This window comes from Filimonas lacunae, assembly GCF_002355595.1.
Lineage (GTDB): Bacteria > Bacteroidota > Bacteroidia > Chitinophagales > Chitinophagaceae > Filimonas > Filimonas lacunae.
Genome location: NZ_AP017422.1, coordinates 180,280 through 203,245, shown reverse-complemented (window position 1 = coordinate 203,245; position 22,966 = coordinate 180,280). Strand labels below are relative to the sequence as shown.

35 protein-coding genes are annotated in these 22,966 nt (G+C 42.4%); 7 read left to right on the top strand and 28 right to left on the bottom strand.

What is annotated here, in order from left to right; all coding sequences use genetic code 11:
• Position 1: 1 nt before the first annotated feature.
• Positions 2 to 601 carry a Holliday junction branch migration protein RuvA gene (gene ruvA / locus FLA_RS00830; protein ID WP_076379435.1) on the bottom strand — a complete coding sequence of 200 codons (600 nt, stop codon included), beginning with the start codon at positions 599 to 601 and terminating at the stop codon, positions 2 to 4.
• 157 nt (positions 602 to 758) lie between these two features.
• Here ruvA and FLA_RS00825 point away from each other — a divergent pair, with 157 nt between their 5' ends.
• The 3 genes from FLA_RS00825 to FLA_RS00815 all read left to right on the top strand — a co-directional run bounded on the left by FLA_RS00825 (position 759) and on the right by FLA_RS00815 (position 2,797).
• Positions 759 to 1,754 (top strand): beta-ketoacyl-ACP synthase III, encoded by a 996-nt coding sequence (locus tag FLA_RS00825; RefSeq protein ID WP_076379436.1) that lies wholly within the window; start codon positions 759 to 761, stop codon positions 1,752 to 1,754.
• A gap of 109 nt (positions 1,755 to 1,863) precedes the next feature.
• Positions 1,864 to 2,304, top strand: a complete 441-nt coding sequence (locus FLA_RS00820) for a DUF2147 domain-containing protein (RefSeq protein WP_076379437.1) — start codon at positions 1,864 to 1,866, stop codon at positions 2,302 to 2,304.
• Between the two features lie 22 nt (positions 2,305 to 2,326).
• Entirely contained in the window at positions 2,327 to 2,797 is a 471-nt protein-coding gene (locus FLA_RS00815) for a GNAT family N-acetyltransferase (RefSeq protein ID WP_076379438.1), read from the top strand.
• Between the two features lie 138 nt (positions 2,798 to 2,935).
• Here FLA_RS00815 and fabD read toward each other — a convergent pair whose 3' ends face one another.
• The 4 genes from fabD to FLA_RS00795 all read right to left on the bottom strand — a co-directional run bounded on the left by fabD (position 2,936) and on the right by FLA_RS00795 (position 5,394).
• Complete coding sequence (gene fabD / locus FLA_RS00810; RefSeq protein WP_076379439.1) at positions 2,936 to 3,829, bottom strand: ACP S-malonyltransferase; 894 nt, start codon at positions 3,827 to 3,829, stop codon at positions 2,936 to 2,938.
• Positions 3,830 to 3,924: 95 nt separating this feature from the next.
• Entirely contained in the window at positions 3,925 to 4,524 is a 600-nt protein-coding gene (gene folE, locus FLA_RS00805) for a GTP cyclohydrolase I FolE (RefSeq protein ID WP_076379440.1), read from the bottom strand.
• 29 nt (positions 4,525 to 4,553) lie between these two features.
• Positions 4,554 to 4,970, bottom strand: a complete 417-nt coding sequence (locus FLA_RS00800; RefSeq protein ID WP_076379441.1) for a 6-pyruvoyl trahydropterin synthase family protein — start codon at positions 4,968 to 4,970, stop codon at positions 4,554 to 4,556.
• Positions 4,971 to 4,983: 13 nt separating this feature from the next.
• Positions 4,984 to 5,394, bottom strand: coding sequence for a 6-pyruvoyl trahydropterin synthase family protein (locus FLA_RS00795; protein WP_076379442.1), 411 nt, complete (start codon positions 5,392 to 5,394; stop codon positions 4,984 to 4,986).
• A 73-nt stretch (positions 5,395 to 5,467) separates the two neighbouring features.
• Here FLA_RS00795 and FLA_RS00790 point away from each other — a divergent pair, with 73 nt between their 5' ends.
• From FLA_RS00790 to FLA_RS00780, 3 genes are all read left to right on the top strand, one after another.
• A complete protein-coding gene (locus tag FLA_RS00790; RefSeq protein ID WP_096510620.1) occupies positions 5,468 to 5,857 on the top strand; it encodes a nucleoside phosphorylase-I family protein in 390 nt (129 codons plus the stop codon).
• 98 nt (positions 5,858 to 5,955) lie between these two features.
• Positions 5,956 to 6,135, top strand: a complete 180-nt coding sequence (locus FLA_RS31765; RefSeq protein WP_096510618.1) for a phosphorylase family protein — start codon at positions 5,956 to 5,958, stop codon at positions 6,133 to 6,135.
• Between the two features lies 1 nt (position 6,136).
• A complete protein-coding gene (locus tag FLA_RS00780; protein WP_076379444.1) occupies positions 6,137 to 7,009 on the top strand; it encodes a 1,4-dihydroxy-6-naphthoate synthase in 873 nt (290 codons plus the stop codon).
• On the opposite strand, the gene FLA_RS00775 is transcribed toward FLA_RS00780, so the two are convergent.
• Positions 6,996 to 8,303, bottom strand: a complete 1,308-nt coding sequence (locus FLA_RS00775) for a cryptochrome/photolyase family protein (RefSeq protein WP_076379445.1) — start codon at positions 8,301 to 8,303, stop codon at positions 6,996 to 6,998. The genes FLA_RS00780 and FLA_RS00775 overlap by 14 nt on opposite strands.
• A gap of 133 nt (positions 8,304 to 8,436) precedes the next feature.
• Positions 8,437 to 10,332 (bottom strand): 30S ribosomal protein S1, encoded by a 1,896-nt coding sequence (gene rpsA, locus FLA_RS00770; RefSeq protein ID WP_076379446.1) that lies wholly within the window; start codon positions 10,330 to 10,332, stop codon positions 8,437 to 8,439.
• Between the two features lie 182 nt (positions 10,333 to 10,514).
• Here rpsA and FLA_RS00765 point away from each other — a divergent pair, with 182 nt between their 5' ends.
• Positions 10,515 to 10,829 (top strand): hypothetical protein, encoded by a 315-nt coding sequence (locus FLA_RS00765; protein WP_076379447.1) that lies wholly within the window; start codon positions 10,515 to 10,517, stop codon positions 10,827 to 10,829.
• A gap of 113 nt (positions 10,830 to 10,942) precedes the next feature.
• On the opposite strand, the gene FLA_RS00760 is transcribed toward FLA_RS00765, so the two are convergent.
• From FLA_RS00760 to rplW, 21 genes are all read right to left on the bottom strand, one after another.
• Entirely contained in the window at positions 10,943 to 12,166 is a 1,224-nt protein-coding gene (locus FLA_RS00760; protein ID WP_076379448.1) for a BaiN/RdsA family NAD(P)/FAD-dependent oxidoreductase, read from the bottom strand.
• Positions 12,167 to 12,169: 3 nt separating this feature from the next.
• Positions 12,170 to 12,997, bottom strand: coding sequence for a type I methionyl aminopeptidase (gene map / locus FLA_RS00755; RefSeq protein WP_076379812.1), 828 nt, complete (start codon positions 12,995 to 12,997; stop codon positions 12,170 to 12,172).
• A gap of 106 nt (positions 12,998 to 13,103) precedes the next feature.
• Positions 13,104 to 14,453, bottom strand: coding sequence for a preprotein translocase subunit SecY (gene secY / locus FLA_RS00750; protein WP_076379449.1), 1,350 nt, complete (start codon positions 14,451 to 14,453; stop codon positions 13,104 to 13,106).
• An 80-nt stretch (positions 14,454 to 14,533) separates the two neighbouring features.
• Positions 14,534 to 14,983 (bottom strand): 50S ribosomal protein L15, encoded by a 450-nt coding sequence (rplO, locus tag FLA_RS00745; protein WP_076379450.1) that lies wholly within the window; start codon positions 14,981 to 14,983, stop codon positions 14,534 to 14,536.
• Positions 14,984 to 15,045: 62 nt separating this feature from the next.
• Positions 15,046 to 15,228, bottom strand: coding sequence for a 50S ribosomal protein L30 (gene rpmD, locus FLA_RS00740; protein WP_076379451.1), 183 nt, complete (start codon positions 15,226 to 15,228; stop codon positions 15,046 to 15,048).
• A gap of 58 nt (positions 15,229 to 15,286) precedes the next feature.
• On the bottom strand, positions 15,287 to 15,808 hold the full coding sequence (gene rpsE / locus FLA_RS00735; RefSeq protein WP_076379452.1) for a 30S ribosomal protein S5: 522 nt from the start codon (positions 15,806 to 15,808) through the stop codon (positions 15,287 to 15,289).
• A gap of 33 nt (positions 15,809 to 15,841) precedes the next feature.
• Positions 15,842 to 16,195, bottom strand: a complete 354-nt coding sequence (gene rplR, locus FLA_RS00730; protein ID WP_076379453.1) for a 50S ribosomal protein L18 — start codon at positions 16,193 to 16,195, stop codon at positions 15,842 to 15,844.
• 55 nt (positions 16,196 to 16,250) lie between these two features.
• Positions 16,251 to 16,805: a 50S ribosomal protein L6 gene (gene rplF, locus FLA_RS00725; RefSeq protein WP_076379454.1), complete on the bottom strand. Its 555-nt coding sequence runs from the start codon at positions 16,803 to 16,805 to the stop codon at positions 16,251 to 16,253.
• Between the two features lie 127 nt (positions 16,806 to 16,932).
• The gene (rpsH, locus tag FLA_RS00720; protein ID WP_076379455.1) at positions 16,933 to 17,331 is read right to left on the bottom strand and encodes a 30S ribosomal protein S8; all 399 of its coding nucleotides are present in this window, start codon (positions 17,329 to 17,331) and stop codon (positions 16,933 to 16,935) included.
• A gap of 45 nt (positions 17,332 to 17,376) precedes the next feature.
• Positions 17,377 to 17,646: a 30S ribosomal protein S14 gene (gene rpsN, locus FLA_RS00715; RefSeq protein WP_076379456.1), complete on the bottom strand. Its 270-nt coding sequence runs from the start codon at positions 17,644 to 17,646 to the stop codon at positions 17,377 to 17,379.
• Between the two features lie 55 nt (positions 17,647 to 17,701).
• Positions 17,702 to 18,277, bottom strand: a complete 576-nt coding sequence (gene rplE, locus FLA_RS00710) for a 50S ribosomal protein L5 (RefSeq protein WP_076379457.1) — start codon at positions 18,275 to 18,277, stop codon at positions 17,702 to 17,704.
• Positions 18,277 to 18,615, bottom strand: a complete 339-nt coding sequence (gene rplX / locus FLA_RS00705) for a 50S ribosomal protein L24 (RefSeq protein ID WP_076379458.1) — start codon at positions 18,613 to 18,615, stop codon at positions 18,277 to 18,279. The genes rplE and rplX overlap by 1 nt, the downstream gene beginning before the upstream one ends.
• A gap of 102 nt (positions 18,616 to 18,717) precedes the next feature.
• Complete coding sequence (gene rplN / locus FLA_RS00700) at positions 18,718 to 19,086, bottom strand: 50S ribosomal protein L14 (RefSeq protein WP_076379459.1); 369 nt, start codon at positions 19,084 to 19,086, stop codon at positions 18,718 to 18,720.
• A gap of 108 nt (positions 19,087 to 19,194) precedes the next feature.
• Positions 19,195 to 19,452 (bottom strand): 30S ribosomal protein S17, encoded by a 258-nt coding sequence (rpsQ, locus tag FLA_RS00695; protein WP_076379460.1) that lies wholly within the window; start codon positions 19,450 to 19,452, stop codon positions 19,195 to 19,197.
• Between the two features lie 30 nt (positions 19,453 to 19,482).
• On the bottom strand, positions 19,483 to 19,695 hold the full coding sequence (rpmC, locus tag FLA_RS00690; protein WP_076379461.1) for a 50S ribosomal protein L29: 213 nt from the start codon (positions 19,693 to 19,695) through the stop codon (positions 19,483 to 19,485).
• 19 nt (positions 19,696 to 19,714) lie between these two features.
• On the bottom strand, positions 19,715 to 20,101 hold the full coding sequence (rplP, locus tag FLA_RS00685) for a 50S ribosomal protein L16 (RefSeq protein ID WP_455423351.1): 387 nt from the start codon (positions 20,099 to 20,101) through the stop codon (positions 19,715 to 19,717).
• A gap of 136 nt (positions 20,102 to 20,237) precedes the next feature.
• Positions 20,238 to 21,032 carry a 30S ribosomal protein S3 gene (rpsC, locus tag FLA_RS00680; protein WP_076379463.1) on the bottom strand — a complete coding sequence of 265 codons (795 nt, stop codon included), beginning with the start codon at positions 21,030 to 21,032 and terminating at the stop codon, positions 20,238 to 20,240.
• 21 nt (positions 21,033 to 21,053) lie between these two features.
• Positions 21,054 to 21,398 (bottom strand): 50S ribosomal protein L22, encoded by a 345-nt coding sequence (gene rplV, locus FLA_RS00675; RefSeq protein WP_076379464.1) that lies wholly within the window; start codon positions 21,396 to 21,398, stop codon positions 21,054 to 21,056.
• A 34-nt stretch (positions 21,399 to 21,432) separates the two neighbouring features.
• A complete protein-coding gene (rpsS, locus tag FLA_RS00670) occupies positions 21,433 to 21,702 on the bottom strand; it encodes a 30S ribosomal protein S19 (protein ID WP_076379465.1) in 270 nt (89 codons plus the stop codon).
• A gap of 57 nt (positions 21,703 to 21,759) precedes the next feature.
• A complete protein-coding gene (rplB, locus tag FLA_RS00665; protein ID WP_076379466.1) occupies positions 21,760 to 22,599 on the bottom strand; it encodes a 50S ribosomal protein L2 in 840 nt (279 codons plus the stop codon).
• A 50-nt stretch (positions 22,600 to 22,649) separates the two neighbouring features.
• A complete protein-coding gene (gene rplW, locus FLA_RS00660) occupies positions 22,650 to 22,949 on the bottom strand; it encodes a 50S ribosomal protein L23 (RefSeq protein ID WP_076379467.1) in 300 nt (99 codons plus the stop codon).
• Positions 22,950 to 22,966 lie beyond the last annotated feature (17 nt).

Sequence of the window (22,966 nt, the reverse complement as noted above, 5' to 3'; positions counted from 1 at the left end):
CTCAAATATTTTTCAGGGCCAGTTTAATTAATGATTCCAGTGTAGTTTCTTCTGTAGGATGATTGGATTTTAATGCTTTCTTTAAAGCCTGTTCTGCAGTTGGTCTGGCTATTCCTAAACTTACAAGGGCGTTTAAGGCGTCTGATTCCATAGAATATTGCTGAGCGTCGGCCTGCGACAAAATGGACAGGTCAGGAGCTTGTTTGTTCAGCTTATCTTTTAACTCTAAAACCAGGCGCTCTGCCGTTTTTTTGCCTATACCTTTAATTCCTTCCAGTTGTTTTGCATTGCTCTGAACGATAGCTTTCACTATTTCGTCAGGTTTCATCCCCGATAACATCATACGCGCTGTAGAAGCACCCACACCCGAAACACTAATCAGCTGCAGAAAAAGTTCTTTCTCCCGCATCTCATAAAACCCATATAGCGTTTGACCATTTTCGGTAATATGCAAATAGGTGTACAATTGTCCCTTTTCCATATTACTGATAACTGAAAAGGTGTGAAGGCTAATATGTAAATCATATCCTACACCATTCACATCTACAATTACCTGGGCCGGGGTTTTGTGCACAAAAATGCCTCTTACAAATGCTATCATATACCGAGTTATACCAAAAATAGGGGTTTTTCTACCTAATAGACGTAAATAATAGTCACTTAGTCATTAAATTTTTTATTTCTATACCCCCTTAAAAATTGAAAAACCATATTAATGAATTGTCAATACCTTTGGCACCTTTAATTGAATTCACAGCATGAACAAAATCAGTGCAGCCATTACCACCGTGGGAGGCTATGTTCCTGAATATAGACTTACCAACCAGGAGCTGGAGAAAATGGTAGATACCAATAATGAATGGATTATCGCGAGAACCGGAATAGAGGAAAGACGTATCTTAAAAGGGGAAGGCAAAGCCAGCAGCGACATGGCAGCTCCCGTAGTAGAAGAAATTCTGAGAAAGAGAAACATCAGCGCCGAAGAGATTGACTGCATTATCTGCGCTACTGTAACCCCCGACATGGTTTTCCCTGCTACTGCTAATATCGTTTCTGATAAAGTAGGTGCTGTAAACGCCTTTGGATTTGATGTAAGTGCCGCCTGTAGCGGCTTTTTATATGCCCTTACCACAGGAGCTGCTTTCATTGAAAGTGGTCGTTATAAAAAAGTGATTGTAATAGGTGTAGATAAAATGAGTGCCATCATTGACTACACTGATAGAAACACCTGCGTAATCTTTGGTGATGGTGCCGGCGGCGTATTGCTGGAACCTAACGAAGAAGGTTACGGTGTAAGAGACAGCATTTTAAAAAGCGATGGCAACGGCAGACACTATCTGCATATGAAAGCCGGTGGATCATTGAAACCAGCAAGTATTGAAACAGTTACCAACCGTGAGCACTACGCTTTCCAGGAAGGTAAAACCGTTTTCAAATATGCAGTATCCGGCATGGCCGATGTAGGTGCACAAATATTAGAGCGTAACAACCTCACGGCCGATGACATTGCCTGGCTGGTACCACACCAGGCCAACCTGCGTATCATCGACGCTACCAGAACCCGTATGGGACTGCCACTGGAAAAAGTAATGATCAATATTCAACGTTATGGCAATACTACCGCTGCCACTATTCCTTTGTGTTTGTGGGAGTGGGAAAAGCAACTGAAAAAAGATGACAACTTGGTATTGGCTGCCTTTGGTGGTGGGTTTACCTGGGGTGCTACCTGGATTAAGTGGGCTTATAACGGCTAAACAAATAGAACTTAACACATTATTAGCGGCTATTACACCTGGTAATAGCCGCTTTTTTTATGGCTATAGACACTAAAAACAGTAACTTAGAAAGAGAAAGCCTGTTAATATGAAAAAAATAATCGCCACATTGCTTACCTACGGCATCTGTTTCACCGCCCTGGCTCAGAAAGCATCGATAGAACGTATATGGTTTAACGCTGAAAAAACTTCCAAAATCCAGATTTACAAAGCCGTAGATGGCAAATACTACGGAAAAATAGTCTGGCTGCAGGAGCCTGTTGATGAACACGGTAAACCACGCACCGATGTGAAAAACCCCAAAGAAAACCAGCGCAATGTTCCACTCCTCAACTTCGTGATTTTAAAAACCTTTACGCAAGACAAAGACGATAGTAACATATTTGAAGACGGCACCGTTTACGACCCTAAAAGTGGTAAAACCTATTGCGGTAAACTTACGGTTAACGGCAAAGAACTCAAACTCAAAGGCTTTATCTGTGGCTTCTCTTTGCTCAGTCGCTCCAGTATATGGACGCTGGCAGAATAAGCAAAATCACTAATTTGCAATAATGACAATAACAATACGCAGAGCCAGGAAAGAAGATTGTCCGCGGCTGATGGAATTAGTGAATGAACTTGCGTTATTTGAAAAAGCTCCGGAGGAAGTAACCGTTACCCTGGAACATTTTGAAGAAAGCGGCTTTGGCCCCAACCCCGTGTGGTGGGCTTTTGTAGCCGAAGCCCCGGTAACTGCCGGCAGCCCAGAACTACACATTATAGGCTTTGCCCTTTACTATATCCGGTACAGCACCTGGAAAGGGCAGCGTATGTACCTGGAAGATCTGTTGGTGACCGAATCATGGCGTGGTAAAGGCGTAGGAGCCATGCTGTTTGAGCAACTGTTTGCCGAAGCTAAAGCCCGCGGCTTAGCCGCCATTGCATGGCAGGTGTTAGATTGGAACGAACCCGCTATTAACTTCTACAAAAAGCTCAACGCCAGCTTCGATGGAGAATGGGTGAATTGTAGTGTGAATGTGTAACCGGCAGCCTTGTAAAACTATAAGTTCCTCTTGGCGCATCACATCAGATGCAATTTAATACTGATTATATCTGCGCAAAATAAAAGCGGCTGCTTCAATGAAACAGCCGCTTTTTATAAATATTATTCAGGTATTACATTAAGAAACACCATCAGTAATAGCAGATTTCTCAATTTTTGCTACTAATCCCTGTAACACTTTACCAGGACCAGATTCTGTAAAATGAGTAGCGCCATCAGCCACCATAGCCTGTACACTCTGCGTCCATCTAACTGCGCCGGTTAACTGGCTGATCAGATTTTGCTTAATAGTAGCTGCATCGCTTACAGCACTGGCCACAACGTTCTGATAAACGGGGCAGGTAGGCGTGTTAAAAGTAGTGGCTTCAATAGCAGCAGCCAACTCTTCACGCGCAGGAGCCATTAAAGGAGAGTGGAAAGCACCACCTACGGGCAATACCAGCGCACGCTTGGCACCTGCCGCTTTCAGCCTTTCACAGGCAACATCAATGCCCCTGATGCTACCGCTGATTACCAGCTGGCCAGGACAGTTATAATTAGCCGCTACAACCACCTCTTTAGTTTCGTTTTGTACCAGGGCACAGATTTCTTCCACCTTGGCATCTTCCAGTGCTAACACCGCAGCCATGGTAGATGGAGTTAATTCGCAGGCCTTTTGCATAGCAGTAGCACGAATGCTTACCAGACGTAAAGCATCTTCAAACGATAAAACACCGTTGGCTACCAGCGCAGAAAATTCGCCTAAAGAATGACCGGCAACCATATCAGGCACCGCATTCTCTAAAGTACGATATGCTACCACAGAGTGTAAAAACACTGCAGGCTGGGTAACATTCGTTTGTTTTAACTCCGCATCAGTTCCGGTAAACATTACGTCACTGATACGAAAACCCAGAATATCATTAGCCTGTTCAAACAGGTCTTTAGCCTGAGCATTAGACTCATACAAAGCCTTTCCCATACCACTGAACTGGCTGCCCTGTCCGGGGAATATATAAGCATGTTTACTCATCAGATGTAAAACTTTTTTGCAAACGTAACGTAACTGGTTTATATCCGCACCGCTGCACAAACATATAAATAAGGGGTATACTCCTCCTCACCTCTCTAGCTGAGGTCGGATGAAATCAATTTCAGAAACTCGTTACGGGTAATATGATTGTGTAAAAACTCGCCGTCAAAAGCCGAAGTAGTGGTAACAGAGTTTTGCTTTTGCACACCACGCATCATCATACACAGGTGTTTTGCTTCAATAACTACTGCCACGCCTAGCGGGTTCAACGCTTCTTTAATCGCCTCCAGAATTTGAGTGGTTAACCTTTCCTGCACCTGCAGGCGGCGGGCATACACATCCACCACCCTGCCCAGTTTACTTAAACCGGTAATATAACCATTAGGAATATAGGCAATATGCGCTTTACCAAAGAAAGGCAACATATGATGCTCACACATCGAGTACAATTCAATATCCTTCACAATCACCATCTCGCTCACCTCTTCCTTAAACTTGGCTGAGTTTAGTATATCTATAGCGTTCAAATCATACCCTTGCGTAAGATATTGCATAGCCTTAGCCATGCGTTCAGGCGTTTTCAAAAGCCCCTCACGCTCAGCATCTTCACCCAGTAAGGTCAAAGCGTCTTTATAGCTTTTCATCAAGCCTTCCGTTACCTGCTCATCATATTCTTCTGTCTTCTTATATGCCATACATGTTTAATTTGAAATCAGAAAAAAGCCTATACCGGGTATTCCACAAAATTCCTGGGTGTTTCATATAGCCGCACCTGCATATCCAATGAAGCATCTATACAAGGTCGCAACAGATTATAAATAACAACAGCGATATTTTCAGCAGTAGGATTTAATTCTTTAAACTCTGCTGTGTCCAGGTTCAGATTTTTATGATCAAACCTGTCCAATACCTGCTCCTTAATAATATCGCTTAGTATCTTCAAATCTATCACATACCCGGTAGTTGCATCAGGCACACCCACCACCTTCACAATCAGCTCATAGTTATGCCCATGATAATTGGCGTTGTTGCATTTCCCAAACACAGCATCATTTTTCACATCATTCCATTCCGGAACATGCAGGCGATGTGCAGCGTTAAAATGCTCTAGTCTGTATACAGCTACTTTGTTATCAGGCATGAATTATTAGAGGTTAATCACCAAAATATTCTACGTAAATTCTCTGCGTTTCGTACAACTTAACACAATGCAGCTTCACATGTTCGGGCAGATGAGGAGCCAGTTCATGCCAGATACCCATTGCCAGGTTTTCTGTGCTGCACATTTTACCACGTAAAAAATCAACATCCAGGTTCAGGTTCTTGTGATCTACTTTCTTAATCACCTTCTCCTGCACCAGTTTGCTTAGCTTTTTAACATCCATTAAAAAGCCCGTATCAGGGTCAACAGTACCCTTGATAGTAATATACAGGTCAAAATTATGACCATGCCAGTTCTCATTGGCGCAAACACCAAACACAGCATCATTCTGCTCTTTGCTCCAGTTGGGATTATACAACTTGTGCGCTGCGTTAAAATGTTCCAGCCGGGTTAGATAAACCATCTCGCTCCCAAAATTTTTGCAAAGTTAACTGTTTCTGCGTTTATACCTATTTTACTACGACCTTTGCCTATATATGCGCATAGTAATTTCAGCGGCAACAATAGGAGAATGGATGCCAGCTTACGCAGGCATAGACCCGCTTTACACGGGAAATAGCCAACGCATGCATGTAACCTTCCACCAGGGAGGTGTAGGCCTGCTGGCTACAGCCTTTTCCCTTACCAAACTTATTTACGAAGAAAAGCCCGATTTAATTATCCAGGCAGGCATTGCCGGATGCTTCGATACCACACAGCCACTGGCTAAAGTGTTGGTTATAAAAGACGAAAGTCTGGCCGATACGGGTGTGCAGGAGGAAGGACGCTGGAAAGATATTTTCGACCTCAAACTCGAAAAACCTGGTTATCCCCCTTCGAAAAAAGGAGACTTTCTAATCCCTGGCTGCCCCAATACAATCTGCTAAAGCTGCCCGAAGTAAGCGCCATCACCATCAACACCATTACCACCGGCGAAAAACGCATTCAGCAGATCAGGAAAAAATACAATCCTGTTATTGAAAGCATGGAAGGGGCAGCCCTGCATTACGCATGTCGCCAAACCAACACGCCATTTATACAAATAAGGGCCATCAGCAACTATATAGGCGAACGCGATAAAAGCAAATGGCGCATTAAAGACGCTATTGGCGAACTAAACCAGGTGTTACTGAAATATATTGACAAACTTTATAAGATAGGATGATATGAAACTGACGTTAGGATTTAGCCCCTGCCCCAACGATACTTTTATTTTTGACGCATTGGTCAACAAAAAGATAGATACCGGCGATCTGGATTTTGAAGTAGTGCTGGCCGACGTACAAACCCTCAATGAATGGGCATTGGAAGGAAAACTGGACTTGTCTAAAATAAGCTACGGAGTGCTGCCACTCATTTACCAGCAATACACTGTATTAAGCAGCGGTGGCGCCCTGGGTAAAGGCGTAGGCCCCTTACTCATTACCGCCGATCCCGCAAATATTACCAACTTTGCCAGCCGGTTCAACAGCGAAGCCGATCAGCCAACAATAGCCATTCCCGGCGAAAACACCACCGCTCACATGCTATTCTCACTCGCCTTTCCTAATGCAAAAAAGAAAGTGCTGAAAGTGTTTCATGAAATTGAAGACGCAGTAAAAACAGGAGAAGTAGATGCCGGCGTTATTATCCACGAAAACAGGTTCACCTATCATTTAAAAGGCCTGCATAAAATAATGGATCTGGGCGAATACTGGGAAGCCACTATAAAAGCGCCTATTCCTTTAGGTGGCATTGTAGCCCGTAAAAGCATAGATAAAACTTTAACCACCCGCATTGATAAACTGATACAAGAAAGCCTGGCCTATTCTTATCAACATCACCACAAGGAATTGTCTGATTACGTAAAGGCCCACGCCCAGGAAATGAGCGAAGATGTAATGCGTCAGCACATCAATTTGTATGTAAACAATTTTTCACAGCAATTAGGCACAGAAGGCGAAAAAGCAGTTATGGCTATGTTGCAGGTATATCAGCAGTTACATCCCGAAACTGCTATCAATACCAGCAACATATTCAATGAGACTATCCCTTCTTAAGCACTTTGCCATAGGTAGCCAGCGCCCGCTTTCTTGCATCTTCATGCACCACCATGGGCGCTGGGTACTCAAACCCTTCCAGCTCAGGCACCCATTTTTTAATATAGGTAAGCTCTTTATCAAATTTCTCCGTTTGCCGGGCAGGGCTAAAGACTCTGAAATAAGGTGCAGCATCACAACCACAACCTGCCGCCCATTGCCAGCCACCATTATTGGCCGCATAATCATAATCCAACAGCTTTTCTGCAAAATACGCCTCGCCCCAACGCCAGTCAATTAACAGGTGCTTGGTTAAAAAAGAGGCCGTGATCATGCGCACCCGGTTATGCATAAAACCTGTAGTATTCAACTCACGCATCCCCGCATCCACAATAGGATAACCCGTTTGGCCAGCACACCACTTCTCAAACTCTTTTTCATTATTCCGCCAGGGTATACGGTCATAGTCCTGCCTAAACGATTCTCCCGCACGCACATGCGCAAACTGCGCTAATATCATATGATAGAAATCACGCCAGATAAGTTCATTTAAAAACACCTCACTTTTCTCCTGCGCCTTCCGGGCCAGTTGACGGATACTGATAGTACCAAACCGCAAATGTATCCCCAGGTGACTGGTGCCTTTAATACCCGGAAAATCACGCGTATCCTTATAGTGTTCAATCAGGGCCGATTTCACCTGCTTCCCGGGAAAATCAATATCCACACGTTCAAATCCCATACTTTTTAAAGTCGGCAGAGCGTATGCTTTTTGCTGGTAAAAGTTGTCGTAATATTTTTTGGCCGGGTAAGAAGATAAATAAAAAGGCGTCAGCGCCGACTTCCATTTGCGGCTGTAAGGCGTAAACACAGTATAAGGTGTGCCATCATCCTTCACCACCTCATTACGCTCAAATATCACCTGATCTTTGTAAGTATGCAAAGCAGCACCATGCTGTTTCAGCAAAATTCCAATAGCCTCATCCCTGTCTATAGCATACTGTTCATAGTCATGATTCGTAAACACATGCCCTATATCATATTTCTTCAGCAATGCTGTAAAAACCTCTTCCGGAGTTCCATGATACACTTCCAGACTGCTGCCCAATGCTTTCAGTTGCTCCTGCATCTCTTCCAGCACATCATAAATAAACGTTATACGCTTATCAGCTGCCGGCAATTCATTCAAAATATTGGTATCAAACACAAATATGGGCACTACCGGCCTGCTACTTTTCAAGGCATGGTACAATGCGGCATTATCAGTAAGCCGCAAATCCCTCCTGAACCAGGCAATATTCACTTTTGCTTTCATAGTTTACATAGTACGTTTTAACAGGGTAACAGAGCCGAAAGATAAAGGTTTAAGCAACATACTACTACAAAAAAGAAGAGGCAACATCCTTGCGGATATTGCCTCTGTATCTTCAGATTGAAGTAGTAACAGATTAACCGTTATCTTCTTCTTTCTTCAGTTTTTCTTTGATTTGAGCTAAAGCACCCAGGTCACCTAAAGTAGCTTTTTCTACTTTGCTCTGGATGTTTTTAACAGCCTTCTTCGTTTTGTCAGCTTCTACTTTTGCTTCTTTCTTCACTGCTTCTTTTTCTTCAGCAACAGCTTGCTCCCAAATACGTGCATGGCTTACAACGATACGCTTTTCATTACGATCGAATTCGATCACCATGAATTGAGCAGTTTCGTCAGCTCCTACGCTCTTACCATCTTCTTTTGCAAGGTGACGGTTAGGCGCAAAACCTTCTAAACCGTAAGGTAATTGAACAATAGCACCTTTCTCATCTTTGCGGGTAACAGTACCTTCGTGAATGCTACCTACAGCAAATGTATCTTCCAGGGTGTTCCATGGATCTTCTTCCAGTTGCTTATGTCCTAATTGCAGTTTGCGGTTTTCTTTATCAATGCTCAGGATGATAACATCGATTTGCTCACCAACTTTAGTGTACTCAGAAGGATGGTTGAAGCGTTTCAGCCAGCTCAGGTCGCTGATGTGGATCATACCACCGATACCAGCTTCCAGTTCAACAAACACACCGTATGGAGTGATGTTTTTAACCAGGCCTTTGTGCTTGCTTCCTTCTGGGAACCTTGTTTCAATAGTGCTCCAAGGATCTTCAGTCAGTTGCTTAATAGATAAGCTCATTTTACGGGCATCTTTGTCTAAAGTAACCACTTTAGCTTCGTGCTCGTTACCCAGCTTGAAGAATTCTTTAGCGTTGATTGGAGTGTTAGCCCAGGTAATTTCACTTACGTGAACCAGACCTTCAACACCAGGCTGAATTTCTAAGAACGCACCGTAGTCTTCGATATTAACTACTTTACCTTTTACGGTAGCACCTTCGTGGATCCACTCAGGCAGCACATCCCATGGATGTGGAGTTAATTGTTTCAGACCCAGGCTGATACGACGTTTGTCGTCGTCGAAATCCAGAACCACCACATTCAGTTTCTGGTCTAATTTCAGCACCTCTCCCGGGTGTGAAATACGACCCCAGCTGATGTCGGTGATGTATAACAAACCGTCCAGGCCACCCAGGTCCATGAAGGCACCGAAATCGGTGATGTTCTTCACAGTACCTTCCAGTACTTGACCTTTTTCCAGTTTGCTGATGATCTCTGCACGTTGTGCTTCGATATCGCTTTCGATCAGAGCTTTGTGAGATACTACTGCGTTTTTGATAGCCTCGTTAACTTTAACCACTTTGAATTCCATGGTCTTGTTAACAAACTGATCGTAGTCAGTAACAGGTTTAACGTCGATCTGAGAACCTGGTAAGAATGTTTCCATACCAAATACGTCAACGATCAAGCCACCTTTAGTTTTGCTGGTAACAGTACCGGTAACCACTTCACCTGTTTTATGAACCTCAACGATTCTTTCCCAGGCACGGTGAATACGCGCTTGTTTACGGCTCAGGTGTAAGTGACCTTGCCTGTCTTCTTTCTCAACCACCATTACTTCTACAGTATCACCTATTGCCAGGTTCTGTAAGTCACGGAATTCGTTTAAAGAAACGAGACCATCGCTCTTAAAGCCAATGTTGATAACAACATCAGTTTTAGTCAGCGCCACAACACCACCGTTTACGATTTCACCATCTTCGATTTGAACGAAAGTGTTTTCGTAAACTTTGTCGTATTTCAGTTGCTCTTCAGCAGAGTAATGAGCCACGTTACGCTTGTCAATACTCCAGTCGAAATCATCATGAGCAGTTGCTACAACTGGCTCAGCTACAGGTGCATTTGTTGTCGCAGTAGGTTGCTCTGCCGGGGCAGCACTCTCCTGTGCATCTGCGTTTAATTGTTTAACGATAAAATTTTGAAACATAACATTACCCCGAGGTTTTATTCGGGGTTGCAAAGTTACTATTTTTTTACCAGATACACTATATACCCTAAGCCAGCATTGCAATGCAATCCTGATGGGAATTTTTTAAGTAATTCTTCAGGAAAAAGTAAGCAGCGAATCTCAAAATTCTCCTACCTTTTCTGCCTAAATACATGATTTATATGAAAAAACTGATCCTCGCCCTGATGGCCACCTGCATGCTGTCAGCAGCTTCTTTTGCACAAACCAAAGAGAAAAAGGCCGAAACAGCCCAGGCACCTGCAAAAACAGCAACAGCTACTCCTAAAAAAGATCAGAAGCCGGCAGCAACAACAGGTACGCCAACTAAAAAAGACGGCACGCCTGACATGAGATATAAAGAGAACAAAGACGCAGCGAAAGAGCAAAAACCGGCAGGCCCTACCAAAAAAGATGGCACAGCCGACAAACGCTATAAAGCAAACAAAACGGCCCCTGCTACCCCCGCTAAAAACTAAGGAAAACAATATTCCGAAGTAAAACAGGTAGAGAAACGAATAGAAAAGCGGTATCCCGTAGTAGTAGTTATTACTAAAGGATACCGCTTCTTTATGTTAAATAAGTGAATCTGTTATTTCTCCGCTATCGCTTTTGCTGCTATCCACCCGCTGGTCCAGGCATGTTGAAAATTAAATCCACCGGTAACACCATCCACATCCATTATTTCCCCTGCAAAAAACAGCTGGGGAACCACCCGGCTTTCCATAGTAGCAGGTTCTATTTCCCCCGGTTTAATACCGCCGCAAGTCACAAACTCTTCTTTAAAGGTAGTTTTACCTTTAACAGAAAACTGCTGCATAGTCAGATGTTGAATCAGCTTATTTTGCTGTTTGGAAGGCAGTTCACCCCATCGCACGTTCTCATCCGTTTCACATTGTTGTAACAGGTAAGCCCATAAACGGGAAGGTAACTGAAAAGGATTTTTACCTCCCATACGTTGCTGCGCATGGTCATTCCTGATAGAAGCCCACACATCTCTTAACGTCTGCTCTGTATATTCCGGTACCCAGTTCACATAAATACTAAACTGGTAATCCATTTCAGCCAGATTACGTGCTCCCCAGGCAGAAAGTCGCAAAATAGCCGGTCCGCTCATACCCCAATGGGTAATTAATAACGGCCCCTGTTGAACCAGCTTAGTGCCAACAACCTTTACCTGCGCATTAGATACACTTACTCCCATTAAAGAAGTGATAGCATTACCAGGCATATTAAAAGTAAAAAGAGAAGGCACAGGCGTCTCTGCCGTATGTCCCAAACGATTCAGCCATCCAAAATGTTCCGCTTTAGGAAATCCTCCGCACGCTACGCACACAAAATCTGCCTTCATCACACGATCACCACCCAACGATAAAGCAAAAAAACCTTCTTTTCGGGCAATCTCCTTAACATCTGCATGCAATACTACCTCTACCTTATGCTTATCAGCTTCACGCAACAGGCAGTCGATAACCGTTTGAGAATTATCTGTCACCGGGAACATTCTGCCATCAGCTTCTTTTTTCAATGCCACTCCACGTTCGCCATACCATTCAATAGTATGGGAAGGATTAAACCAGTGGAAAGTTTTCTTGAGAAAATTCTTTCCCCGGGGATAGAATTGCACCAGTGCATTCATGTCAAAACAGGCATGTGTAACATTACACCTGCCTCCGCCACTCACCTTTACTTTAGAAAGCACTTTACTACTTTTTTCCAGTATGGTTACTTTCAGCTGAGAATTCATACGTGCAGCATTCACTGCACAGAAAAAACCAGCTGCACCGCCACCTATAACAACTAAATGCTTTTGCATTACTTAAGAAGAGGCTTTAACAGTGTTGGTATAGTAACTCGTATTTAAATTCGGATTGCTTTGTTCCGCAGCTTCAATAATGCTGTAGTCAGAAAGAATGAATGCCTTTCCCTTTTTCACACATACATTATGCTCAAAATGCACAGACGGCTTGCCGTCACGTGTACGTACAGTCCAACCATCTTCTTCTGTATATATATCGCGCTTACCTAAATTAATCATCGGCTCAATAGCCAGTACCACATTCTCTTTCAGGTAAGTTCCTGTACCTCTTTTACCATAGTTAGGCACCTGCGGATCTTCATGCATGGTTTTACCCAGGCCATGCCCTACCAGCTCCCTTACTACGCCATAACCATACTTACGTTCAGTATGCTCCTGAATAGCAAAAGCAATATCTCCCACACGATTACCGGCAATAGCCTTCTCAATACCTTTGTATAACGATTCCTTTGTTACCTTCACCAGCTGTAGCACCTCAGGGCTTACCTCCCCCATAATAAAGGTATAAGCATGCTCTCCCACATAACCATCCCTGGTAATACCTACATCAATAGAAACAATATCCCCTTCTTTCAATTCCTTTTTATTAGGAAAACCATGCACCACCACGTCGTTTACCGAAGCACAGATATTATGGGGATAACCATGAAAATTAAAAAAGGTAGGAACCCCTTTGTTATCCTGTATAAAACTTTTACAAAACGTGTCAATCTCAAGCGTGGTCATACCAGGCTTTAACACCTTCGCTACTTCGCCCAGCATAGTGCTTACCAAAGTAGAATTGGTTTTCATGATAGCTAACTCAGCCTCTGTCTTATAAATAATCATATTAAACCTCCTGCTCATTATAATACTAAATACACCTGTTCTACAAAATAAAAATAACCTGTCAGAACTAGCCCAACAGGTTATCTACTATTATCAGTTCAATTAATTAATAACTGGCTGCTGTTGTGGTAGCCTGTCTGCCTTGTAAACGACCGCCTTTCATAAGACCATCGTACTGACGCATTAACAGATGAGTTTCAATTTGCTGTAAAGTATCCAGCACAACTCCCACCATAATCAGTAAAGAAGTACCTCCAAAGAAAGTACTGAAACCCTGGGTAACACCTAAACGCTGGGCAAAACCAGGAAGGATACCTACCAACGCCAGGAAAATAGCGCCAGGCAAAGTAATTCTATCCATGATAGCGCCAATGTAATCAGCAGTTGGCTGACCAGGTTTTACACCAGGAATAAATCCGTTGTTACGCTTCAGATCTTCACCCATTTGTTTAGGGTTGAAAATCAGGGCCGTATATAGGAAGGTAAAGCCAATTACCATTACCGCATAAATAATCATATACCATACATTGCTGTGGTCGTTAAATATGCGAACAATACCTTTAGCAGAATCCAGGTTGGTAAAAGAAAACAGTGTAGGCAGGAACATAATTGCCTGGGCGAAAATGATAGGCATTACACCTGCACTGTTCACCTTTAAAGGCAAAAATTGTCTTGCACCACCAAACTGCCTGTTACCAATAATTTGCTTGGCATAGTTTACAGGTACTTTTCTTACACCCTGGATCAGGATGATAAGACCCATAATAATAGCAATCAATAAAGCAGTTTCAATCAGGAAAATCAGCAAACCACCACCGGCTTTGGCTTGTTTTGCGCCAAATTCCTGGATAATTGCTTGTGGAAGACGGGCTAAGATACCTACCATGATAATGATAGAAGTACCGTTACCTAATCCTTTATCCTGAATTTTCTCACCAATCCACATCACAAATAAAGTACCGGCAGTCAGTACAATTAAAGTAGATGGGAAGAAGAATGGTTTATAATCAGCAATGATAGCCTCAGCATAACCTGGACTGTTCAGGTAAGCAACGTAAGCACCAGCCTGGAAAACGGTTACTAATACAGTAAGATATCTAGTCCACTGGTTAATTTTTTTACGACCGCTTTCACCTTCTTTCTGCACCTTCTGTAACTGAGGAACCAGGATGGTCATCAACTGCATAAAGATAGAAGCAGAAATGTAAGGCATGATACCTAACGCCAGAATAGAAGCCTGGGTAAAGGCTCCACCCGCAAACATATCAAACAAGCCTAACATACCACCACCTTTGTTGTTGGCTTTAGCTGCTTCCAATAAATGTGGATTGATGCCCGGAAGTACGATTTGCGTACCAACCCTGTACACCAGTATTAAGCCCAGAGTAACCAGGATTTTGCTGCGTAACTCTTCAATGCTCCAGATGTTCTTTACTGTCTGAATAAATTTTTTCACTGAATCTGCGGTTAATTATGTTATTGCTTTAAAGCCAAAAAGACGCACCCGAAGGTGCGTCTGGCAAATATCGTTAAAATTTATTTCAAAACTTCAACAGTTCCACCAGCAGCTTCAATAGCCGCTTTTGCTTTTTCACTTACTGCATCAACTTTAAAGGTAATTTTAGCGGTTAATTCACCGTTACCTAAAATTTTAACCCTGTCAGTACGGCTTACTAAGCCATTGATATACAGGTTCTCCAGAGAAAATTCAGTAATACCGTATTTTTCTGAGATCTGAGAAACCTGACCCAGGTTAAATACTGTATACTCAATACGGTTGTTGTTTTTAAATCCACGCTTAGGAATACGTCTTTGGATAGGCATCTGACCACCTTCGTGACCATTTTTACGCTGATAACCTGCGCGGCTTTGACCACCCTTGTTACCTTTTGTAGATGTACCACCTTTACCACTCGCTTCACCACGACCTAAACGTTTGTCTTTATGTACAGCACCTTCTGCTGGCTTAAGATTATGCAGTTTCATGTTATTGATTTTTAGACTCAACGGGGAATCACCCCCTTGCATTTGTTATTTATTACTGAAAACTAAGCTAATTCTTCCACTTTAATCAAATGGCTAACTTTAGTAACCATACCTAAAATCTGTGGAGTAGCTTCAACTTCTTTTGAAGAGTTAAGTTTGTTTAAACCTAAAGCTTGCAAAGTCAGTTTCTGACGTTCAGGTCTGTCGATTGCGCTCTTAACCTGAGTTATTTTAATCTTTTTCATAAAAAATTGTTAGTAGATAAGCCAGATAGCGTGGTGCCATCTGACCTACTAGCCTATTTTATCCGTTAAAAACTTTCTTTAATTGCAGGTTGCGGTCTTTTGCAACTTGTACAGGCTCACGTAACAGGGTTAAAGCTTTAATAGTAGCTTTTACCACGTTATGAGGGTTTGCAGAACCTAAGCTTTTAGCCAATACGTCGGTTACACCAGCGCTTTCCAGTACAGCACGCATGCTACCACCGGCGATTACACCGGTACCGTGTGCTGCAGGCTTAATCAGAACTTTAGCAGCTCCGTCTTTAGCCAGCTGATCGTGAGGAATAGTACCGTGCATAATAGGCACTTTAACCAGGCTCTTTTTGGCATCTTCAATGCCTTTAGTGATGGCTTCCTGAACTTCCTTAGCTTTACCTAAGCCTTGTCCAACAATACCATTTTCATTTCCTACCACAACCAGAGCTGAAAAGCTGAAGGTACGGCCACCTTTTGTGGTCTTTACCACACGGTTGATAGCCACAACTTTCTCCTTCAGTTCAACGTCACCGGCGGCTTTAACTTTATTTACAGTTACTTTAGACATTTATATCGATTTACGATGTTAGTTGTACGATTATTAAAATTGAAGACCACCTTCACGTGCACCTTCAGCAGCTGCTTTCACACGACCATGATACAAATAACCACCACGATCAAAAATAGCGGCAGTAACACCTAAAGCAACAGCTTTGCGTGCAACAGCAGCACCAGCCAGTTTAGCCTTTTCAGACTTAGTTACTTTTTGAGCAGCGATATCCTTGTCTTTAGTAGAAGCTGCTGCAATGGTTTTACCATTTAAATCATCAATTACTTGAAGATATACATCAGCATTACTGCGAAATACAGAAATTCTTGGTACTGAAGGAGTTCCAGCTATTTTCTTACGGGTTCTATAGCGGATCTTTTGTCTTCTTACAACTTTAGCGTCCATTGTTGTTTATTTAGAGCTCCCCGATGCTGCCGGGGAGCCGATTATTTTAATGATTTTACTTACCAGCAGCTTTACCAGCCTTACGACGGATAAATTCACCGCTATACTTAACACCTTTACCTTTGTACGGTTCTGGTTTACGTAAGCCACGAATTTTAGCAGCAACCTGACCCAGTAATTGTTTGTCAATACCTTCTAAGAAAATCTTAGGGTTCTGACCTTTTTCAGTTAAAGTAGTCACTTTTAATTCTGAAGGAATCTCAAATATGATATTGTGAGAATAGCCCAGAGACAGGTCCAGAGTGTTACCCTGGTTGGCAGCTTTATAACCCACACCCACCAGTTCAAGGTCTTTCTTGTAACCTTCAGTTACACCTTTCACCAGGTTTGCAATTAAGGCACGGTATAAACCGTGTAATGCGCGGTGACGGATTTGATCAGTAGGGCGGCCGATGTTAATAACACCGTCTTTCACCTCAATAACGATATCTCTGTCAACAGCCTGCTTCAGTTCACCTTTAGCACCTTTAACAGTCACAATGTTGTCTTTACCAACAGTAATAGTTACTCCGGCTGGAACAACAATTGGTTTTTTACCTACACGAGACATACAAAAATTGTTTTAATTCTGATATAATACGTTTTCAAACCGGTCAGCCGTGTATGTGCAGCTTAATGTATCTGAAAACAAATATGTAAAACGAACAAAACCAGGCAATTACCTGGATTTGTTGCTCTTAGTAAATGTAGCAAAGTACTTCACCACCAACGTTGTCAGCTTTAGCTTGCTTATCAGTCATTACACCTTTAGAAGTGCTGATGATAGCAACACCTAAACCATTGATAACTCTTTTGAAGTCAGCAGGTTTAGAATACTGACGCAGACCTGGACGGCTTACTCTTTCCAGAGAACGGATAGCAGGCTGCTTAGTGGTAGGATCATATTTAAGTGCTATCTTGATGATGCCTTGTTTATTGTCATCTTCAAATTTGTACTTCAGGATATAACCTTGCTCGTACAGAATTTCAGTGATACGCTTTTTCAGGTTAGAAGCAGGTATTTCTACCAGCCTGTGACCTGCCAGCTGCGCGTTACGAACCCTGGTCAGGAAGTCTGCTATAGGATCAGTTACCATAATTATGTCAAGTTAACTTCTATTATAAATTTTGTTACGGTAGTATTACCAGCTTGCTTTTTTAACACCTGGAATTTTACCATTCAATGCCATATCACGGAAAATCACCCTTGATAGACCGAAATAACGCATGTATCCCTTAGGGCGACCAGTTAACTGGCAACGGTTTTTTAAACGAACTGGGGATGCATTGCGTGGCAATTGATCCAACGCTGCGTAATCACCGGCAGCTTTTAACTCAGCACGCTTCTCTGCGAACTTCGCTACCATTTTCTCCCGCTTTCTTTGTCTGGCTTTTACTGATTCTTTTGCCATAAGTGGTTTCTATTTACGATTTCAGATCTACAATCAAGTAAATCGTGAATTATGTTTAGTTATTGTCTTTCTTGATGTTCTTAAATGGCATACCCATTTCCTTTAACAGTTCGTATGCTTCTTCGTTTGTATTCGCAGAAGTAACGAAAGTGATGTCAAGGCCAGTGATTTTATTCACTTTGTCGATATCAATCTCAGGGAAGATGATTTGCTCAGTAACACCTAATGTGTAGTTACCACGGCCATCAAACGCTTTATCGCTGATACCTTTGAAGTCACGTACACGAGGTAATGATACTGCGATCAAACGATCAAGAAACTCATACATCTTCACACCACGTAAAGTAACGCGTGCACCAATTGGCATGCCCTTACGCAGTTTAAAGTTAGAGATATCCTTTTTAGAAGTAGTAGCTACTGCTTTCTGACCAGTGATCATAGACAGCTCTTCAACTGCTACGTCTACCATTTTCTTGTCAGCAACCGCACCGTTAACGCCGCGGTTGATACAGATTTTCTCCAGTTTAGGAGTTTGCATTACACTTTTGTAAGCAAATTTCTTCATTAAGGCAGGTACAACATCATTTTTGTACTTATCTGCCAATCTCGGAGTGTATTTAACGGTACTCATTATTTAATGGCCTCCCCGGACTTTTTAGATATACGAACTAATTTACCATTTTCCCTGGTACGCTTAATTTTAGCAGGCGCGCCAGCTTTCGCATCCCACAGCATAACGTTGCTGATGGCGATAGGAGCTTCCTTCTTTACAATACCGCCCTTGGTATTTTGAGCGGAAGGCTTCGTGTGCTTGGTAACAATATTCACACCCTCTACTACTACACGGCCTTTATCAATGATAACTTCCAAAACCGTACGAGGTTTCTTCAAATCTTTATCATCTCCGGTAATCACTACTACAGTGTCACCTTTTCTGATATTGTATTTAGGTTTAAATCTGTTGCTCATTTTTATATGTTTATGGAGTCAACCCTTTTCTGTTTTGCTGACCCCTGCAAACGAACCTTAGGATCGAAAGGGGGCGCAAAGGTAATTAAATTTTCCCGTTTATTATAACACTTCCGGTGCCAGAGAAATGATCTTCATATACCCCTTATCACGTAATTCTCTCGCTACTGGCCCGAAAATACGGGTTCCTCTTGGTTCGTCAGAGTTGTTCAGTAATACAACCGCGTTGTCATCAAAACGGATGTAAGAACCGTCTTTACGACGTAATTTGTTGGTAGTACGAACTATTACAGCTTTAGAAACAGTTCCTTTTTTAATACCACCGGCAGGGATTGCGTCCTTTACAGTAACAACGATTTTGTCACCAATTTTGGCATAATCCTGACCAGAGTTGCCTAATACCCTGATACAGAGTACCTCTTTTGCACCGCTATTATCAGCTACGTTAAGGCGGCTTTCTTGCTGAATCATTTTATTTAGCTTTTTAGCTGTGACCCCGGTGTTACCCAGGGTTAATGTTGTTAATTTCAGAGGCTGAATCCCGTATAGCCAGGAAATCAGCTTGGTAAGTTGTTATTACTATTTAGCTTTCTCAATAACTTCTACCAGTCTCCAACGCTTTGTTTTGCTCAGCGGACGGGTTTCCATTATTTTAACAGTATCACCAATAGTGCACTCATTTTTTTCGTCATGAGCATGAAACTTGGTAGTTTTCTTTACGAACTTACCATAGATAGGGTGTTTTACTTTTCTTTCAACAGCAACAGTAATGGTTTTAGTCATTTTGTTGCTGCTTACAATACCTATCCTTGTTTTACGCAAATTTCTTTCAGACATCGTTCTTATTTTTAGCTTGAGCTATTTAGTTTATTTAGCCAGTTCTTTAACCTGTAATTCAGTTTTCAAACGGGCAATATCCTTTCTGAGATTGCGAATGCTCATAGGATTTTCCAGCGGAGAAATAGCGTGAGCAAACTCCAGCTTCTTTAAGCGAAGCGAATCTTCCTGGATGCGGGCCTGCAGATCTGATACGCTCAGATCTTTAATGCTCTTGTTGAAATCAATTTTTTTATTAGCCATCGCTATAACCTTTTAGAAATTAAGATTGTAAGTCTCTTCTTACAATGAATTTTGTTTTGATGGGCAGCTTCTGGGCAGCTAATAACATAGCTTCCTGAGCCACTTGTTCTGATACACCGTCACACTCAAACAGAATGCGTCCTGGTTCTACTACTGCAGCCCAGAATTCAGGGTTACCTTTACCTTTACCCATCCTTACTTCTAATGGCTTGCGGGTGATAATTTTATCAGGGAATACTCTGATCCATACGTTACCCTCACGTTTCATAGCACGGGTCATTGACTGACGGGCTGCTTCGATCTGACGGTTGGTTAACCAGATAGGTTCCAGAGCTTTTAAAGCAAAAGATCCAAACGCAATGTAAGTGCCTCTTTTGGCAACTTCACGAATGCGACCTTTTTGCATTTTTCTATGTTTTGATCTTTTTGGCTGTAACATGGTACCCTCCTATCCTCTCAAAAATTAAGAGAGGCAAATTTTGTAAAATTTTTATGTATAGTTTTTCCTGAAGCTCCCCCGCCTTAGTGGGGGAGCAAGGGGGTTAATTTCTTCTTTCCCTTCTTTCGCCGCCACCTCTTCTTTCACCACCTTGGCCGCCTCTTCTGTCATCTCTTCTATCACCACCTCTTCTGTCGTCACCACCTCTTTCTCTTCTGTCGTTCAGGCCTTCTTTGCCGCTTACGAAGTTCGGATTCAGTTCGCGTTTACCTAATACTTCACCTTTACAGATCCATACTTTGATACCGATTTTACCGTATACAGTTTGAGCAAAAACGTTCGCGTAATCAATATCCATACGGAAAGTATGTAATGGAACACGACCTTGTTTAAACTCTTCGCTACGTGCAATCTCAGCGCCACCTAAACGGCCGCTCAGTTTAACTTTGATACCTTCAGCACCCATTCTCAGAGTAGAAGCTATCGCCATTTTAGTAGCACGTTTGAAGTTAATACGGTTCTCGATTTGTCTTGCGATAGTGTCACCAACGATGTTAGCGTCTAACTCAGGACGACGGATTTCAAGGATGTTGATCTGAACGTCATCTTTACCGGTTAACTTTTTCAGTTCTTCCTTGATGCGGTCAACTTCGTTACCACCTTTACCGATGATGATACCAGGCTTAGAAGTATGTATAGTTACAATCAGTTTACCCAGTGTACGCTCAATAACAATTTTAGCGATACCGCCTTTGCTGATACGAGCTGTAAGGTATGTTCTGATTTTGTTATCCTCGATCAATTTGGTAGCATAGTCTTTCTTGCTGCCGTACCAGTTACTTTCCCATCCGCGGATGATGCCTAACCTGTTACCAATTGGATTTGCTTTCTGACCCATATAATGGATTAATAGGAGTTATTAATTATTTGAATCAACAATGATAGTTACGTGATTGCTGCGTTTACGAACTCTGTAACCACGTCCTTGTGGTGCAGGGCGCATCCGTTTTAAAACACGGCCACCGTCAACAAAAACAGTTTTTACCACCAGGCTCGCGTCAGCGGCACTTTGACCATTGTTTTTTTGCTCCCAGTTGCTGATAGCACTCTTCAGCAGCTTAGCCAAAGGAACGGCGTTGTGCTGAGGGTGGTGCTCCAGGATCGCCAGCGCTTTTTCCACTTGCATACCACGGATAACATCCGCGAGCAGGCGCATTTTGCGTGGTCCTGTAGGGTAATTATTGAGTTTAGCTACTGCTTCCATCTTATTAAGTTAATTGTGTTCTTAAAACCGGCTACTATTTCTTGGTACCGGCATGTCCTTTAAAGTTTCTGGTAGGAGCAAATTCACCTAATTTGTGACCTACCATAAATTCTGTTACGTAAACCGGTATAAACTTATTACCGTTATGCACAGCGAAAGTGTGACCTACGAAGTCAGGAGTGATAGTAGAACGGCGACTCCATGTTTTCAGAACGCCTCTCTTGCCTTTTCCTTCGTTAATCGCCAGAACTTTACCTTCCAGCTTTGCATCTACGTAAGGACCTTTTTTAATCGAACGAGCCATAGTATACTTTGTTGTTTATTTGTTCCCTTTTACAGGAACCATTTTAACAAGAATAAATTATTTACTTAATTTTTTACCGTTTCTTCTCTGGATAATCATCTTATCAGAACCTTTACCACGAGTACGAGTTTTCTCGCCTTTAGCGTATTTACCGGTTCTGCTTCTTGGATGTCCACCAGAAGCGCGGCCTTCACCACCACCCATTGGGTGATCTACTGGGTTCATCGCTACACCACGAGTGCGGGGACGGATACCTTTCCAACGGTTTACACCTGCTTTACCAGCAGTTTCCAGGTTGTGGTCACCATTACTTACTACACCTACAGTAGCGTAACAATTAATCAACACTTTGCGTAATTCGCCAGAAGGCATTTTCAATACAGCGTACTTTTCTTCTTTGTTGGCCAGCTGTGCAGAAGAACCTGCGCTTCTAGCCATTTTGCCACCCTGACCAGGCTGCAGCTCAATGTTGTGAATCATAGTACCTAAAGGCATATTCTTCATCATCAAAGCGTTACCAATTTCGGGAGCAACTGCATCACCGGCTACTACGGCTGCACCAACCTGTAAACCTTGTGGAGCAATGATGTATCTTTTTTCACCATCTGTATATTCTAACAGAGCGATGAAAGCGGTACGGTTTGGATCGTATTCAATAGAAACCACTTTAGCAGTGATGTCTCTTTTGTTACGCTTGAAATCAATGATACGGTAGTGTTTTTTGTTACCACCACCAATGTAACGCATTGCACGACGACCTTGTGCGTTACGACCACCAGTGCTGCTGATTGGCTCCAGCAAACTTTTCTCAGGTTTGTTGGTAGTAATCTCAGCGTAAGCATTACCGATTCTCCATCGGGTACCTGCGGTCATTGGTTTGTACTTCTTCAGTGCCATTTTACAATTCTTTTAAAGTCAATACTTAGCGGCGTTTGACAGCCATACTCTTAAATATTAGCGTACAGGTCGATGGTTTCGCCTTCTGCTACTGTTACATATGCCTTTTTATAGGCAGGTTTAACACCTTTAATGAAACCAGCTTTTGTATAGCGGGTTTTATTTTTACCAGGTACTACTATGGTATTAACATCCACAACAGATACACCATAAAAAGCTTCAACAGCTGATTTTATTTCCAGCTTGTTAGCCTTGCGGTTTACTCTGAAAGCATATCTTCTCAGCTTCTCTTGCTGGTTGTTTGCTTTTTCTGTCAGGATCGGTTTTACTAAAACTTCGGTCAGATTCATTTTATCTCAATTTGAGA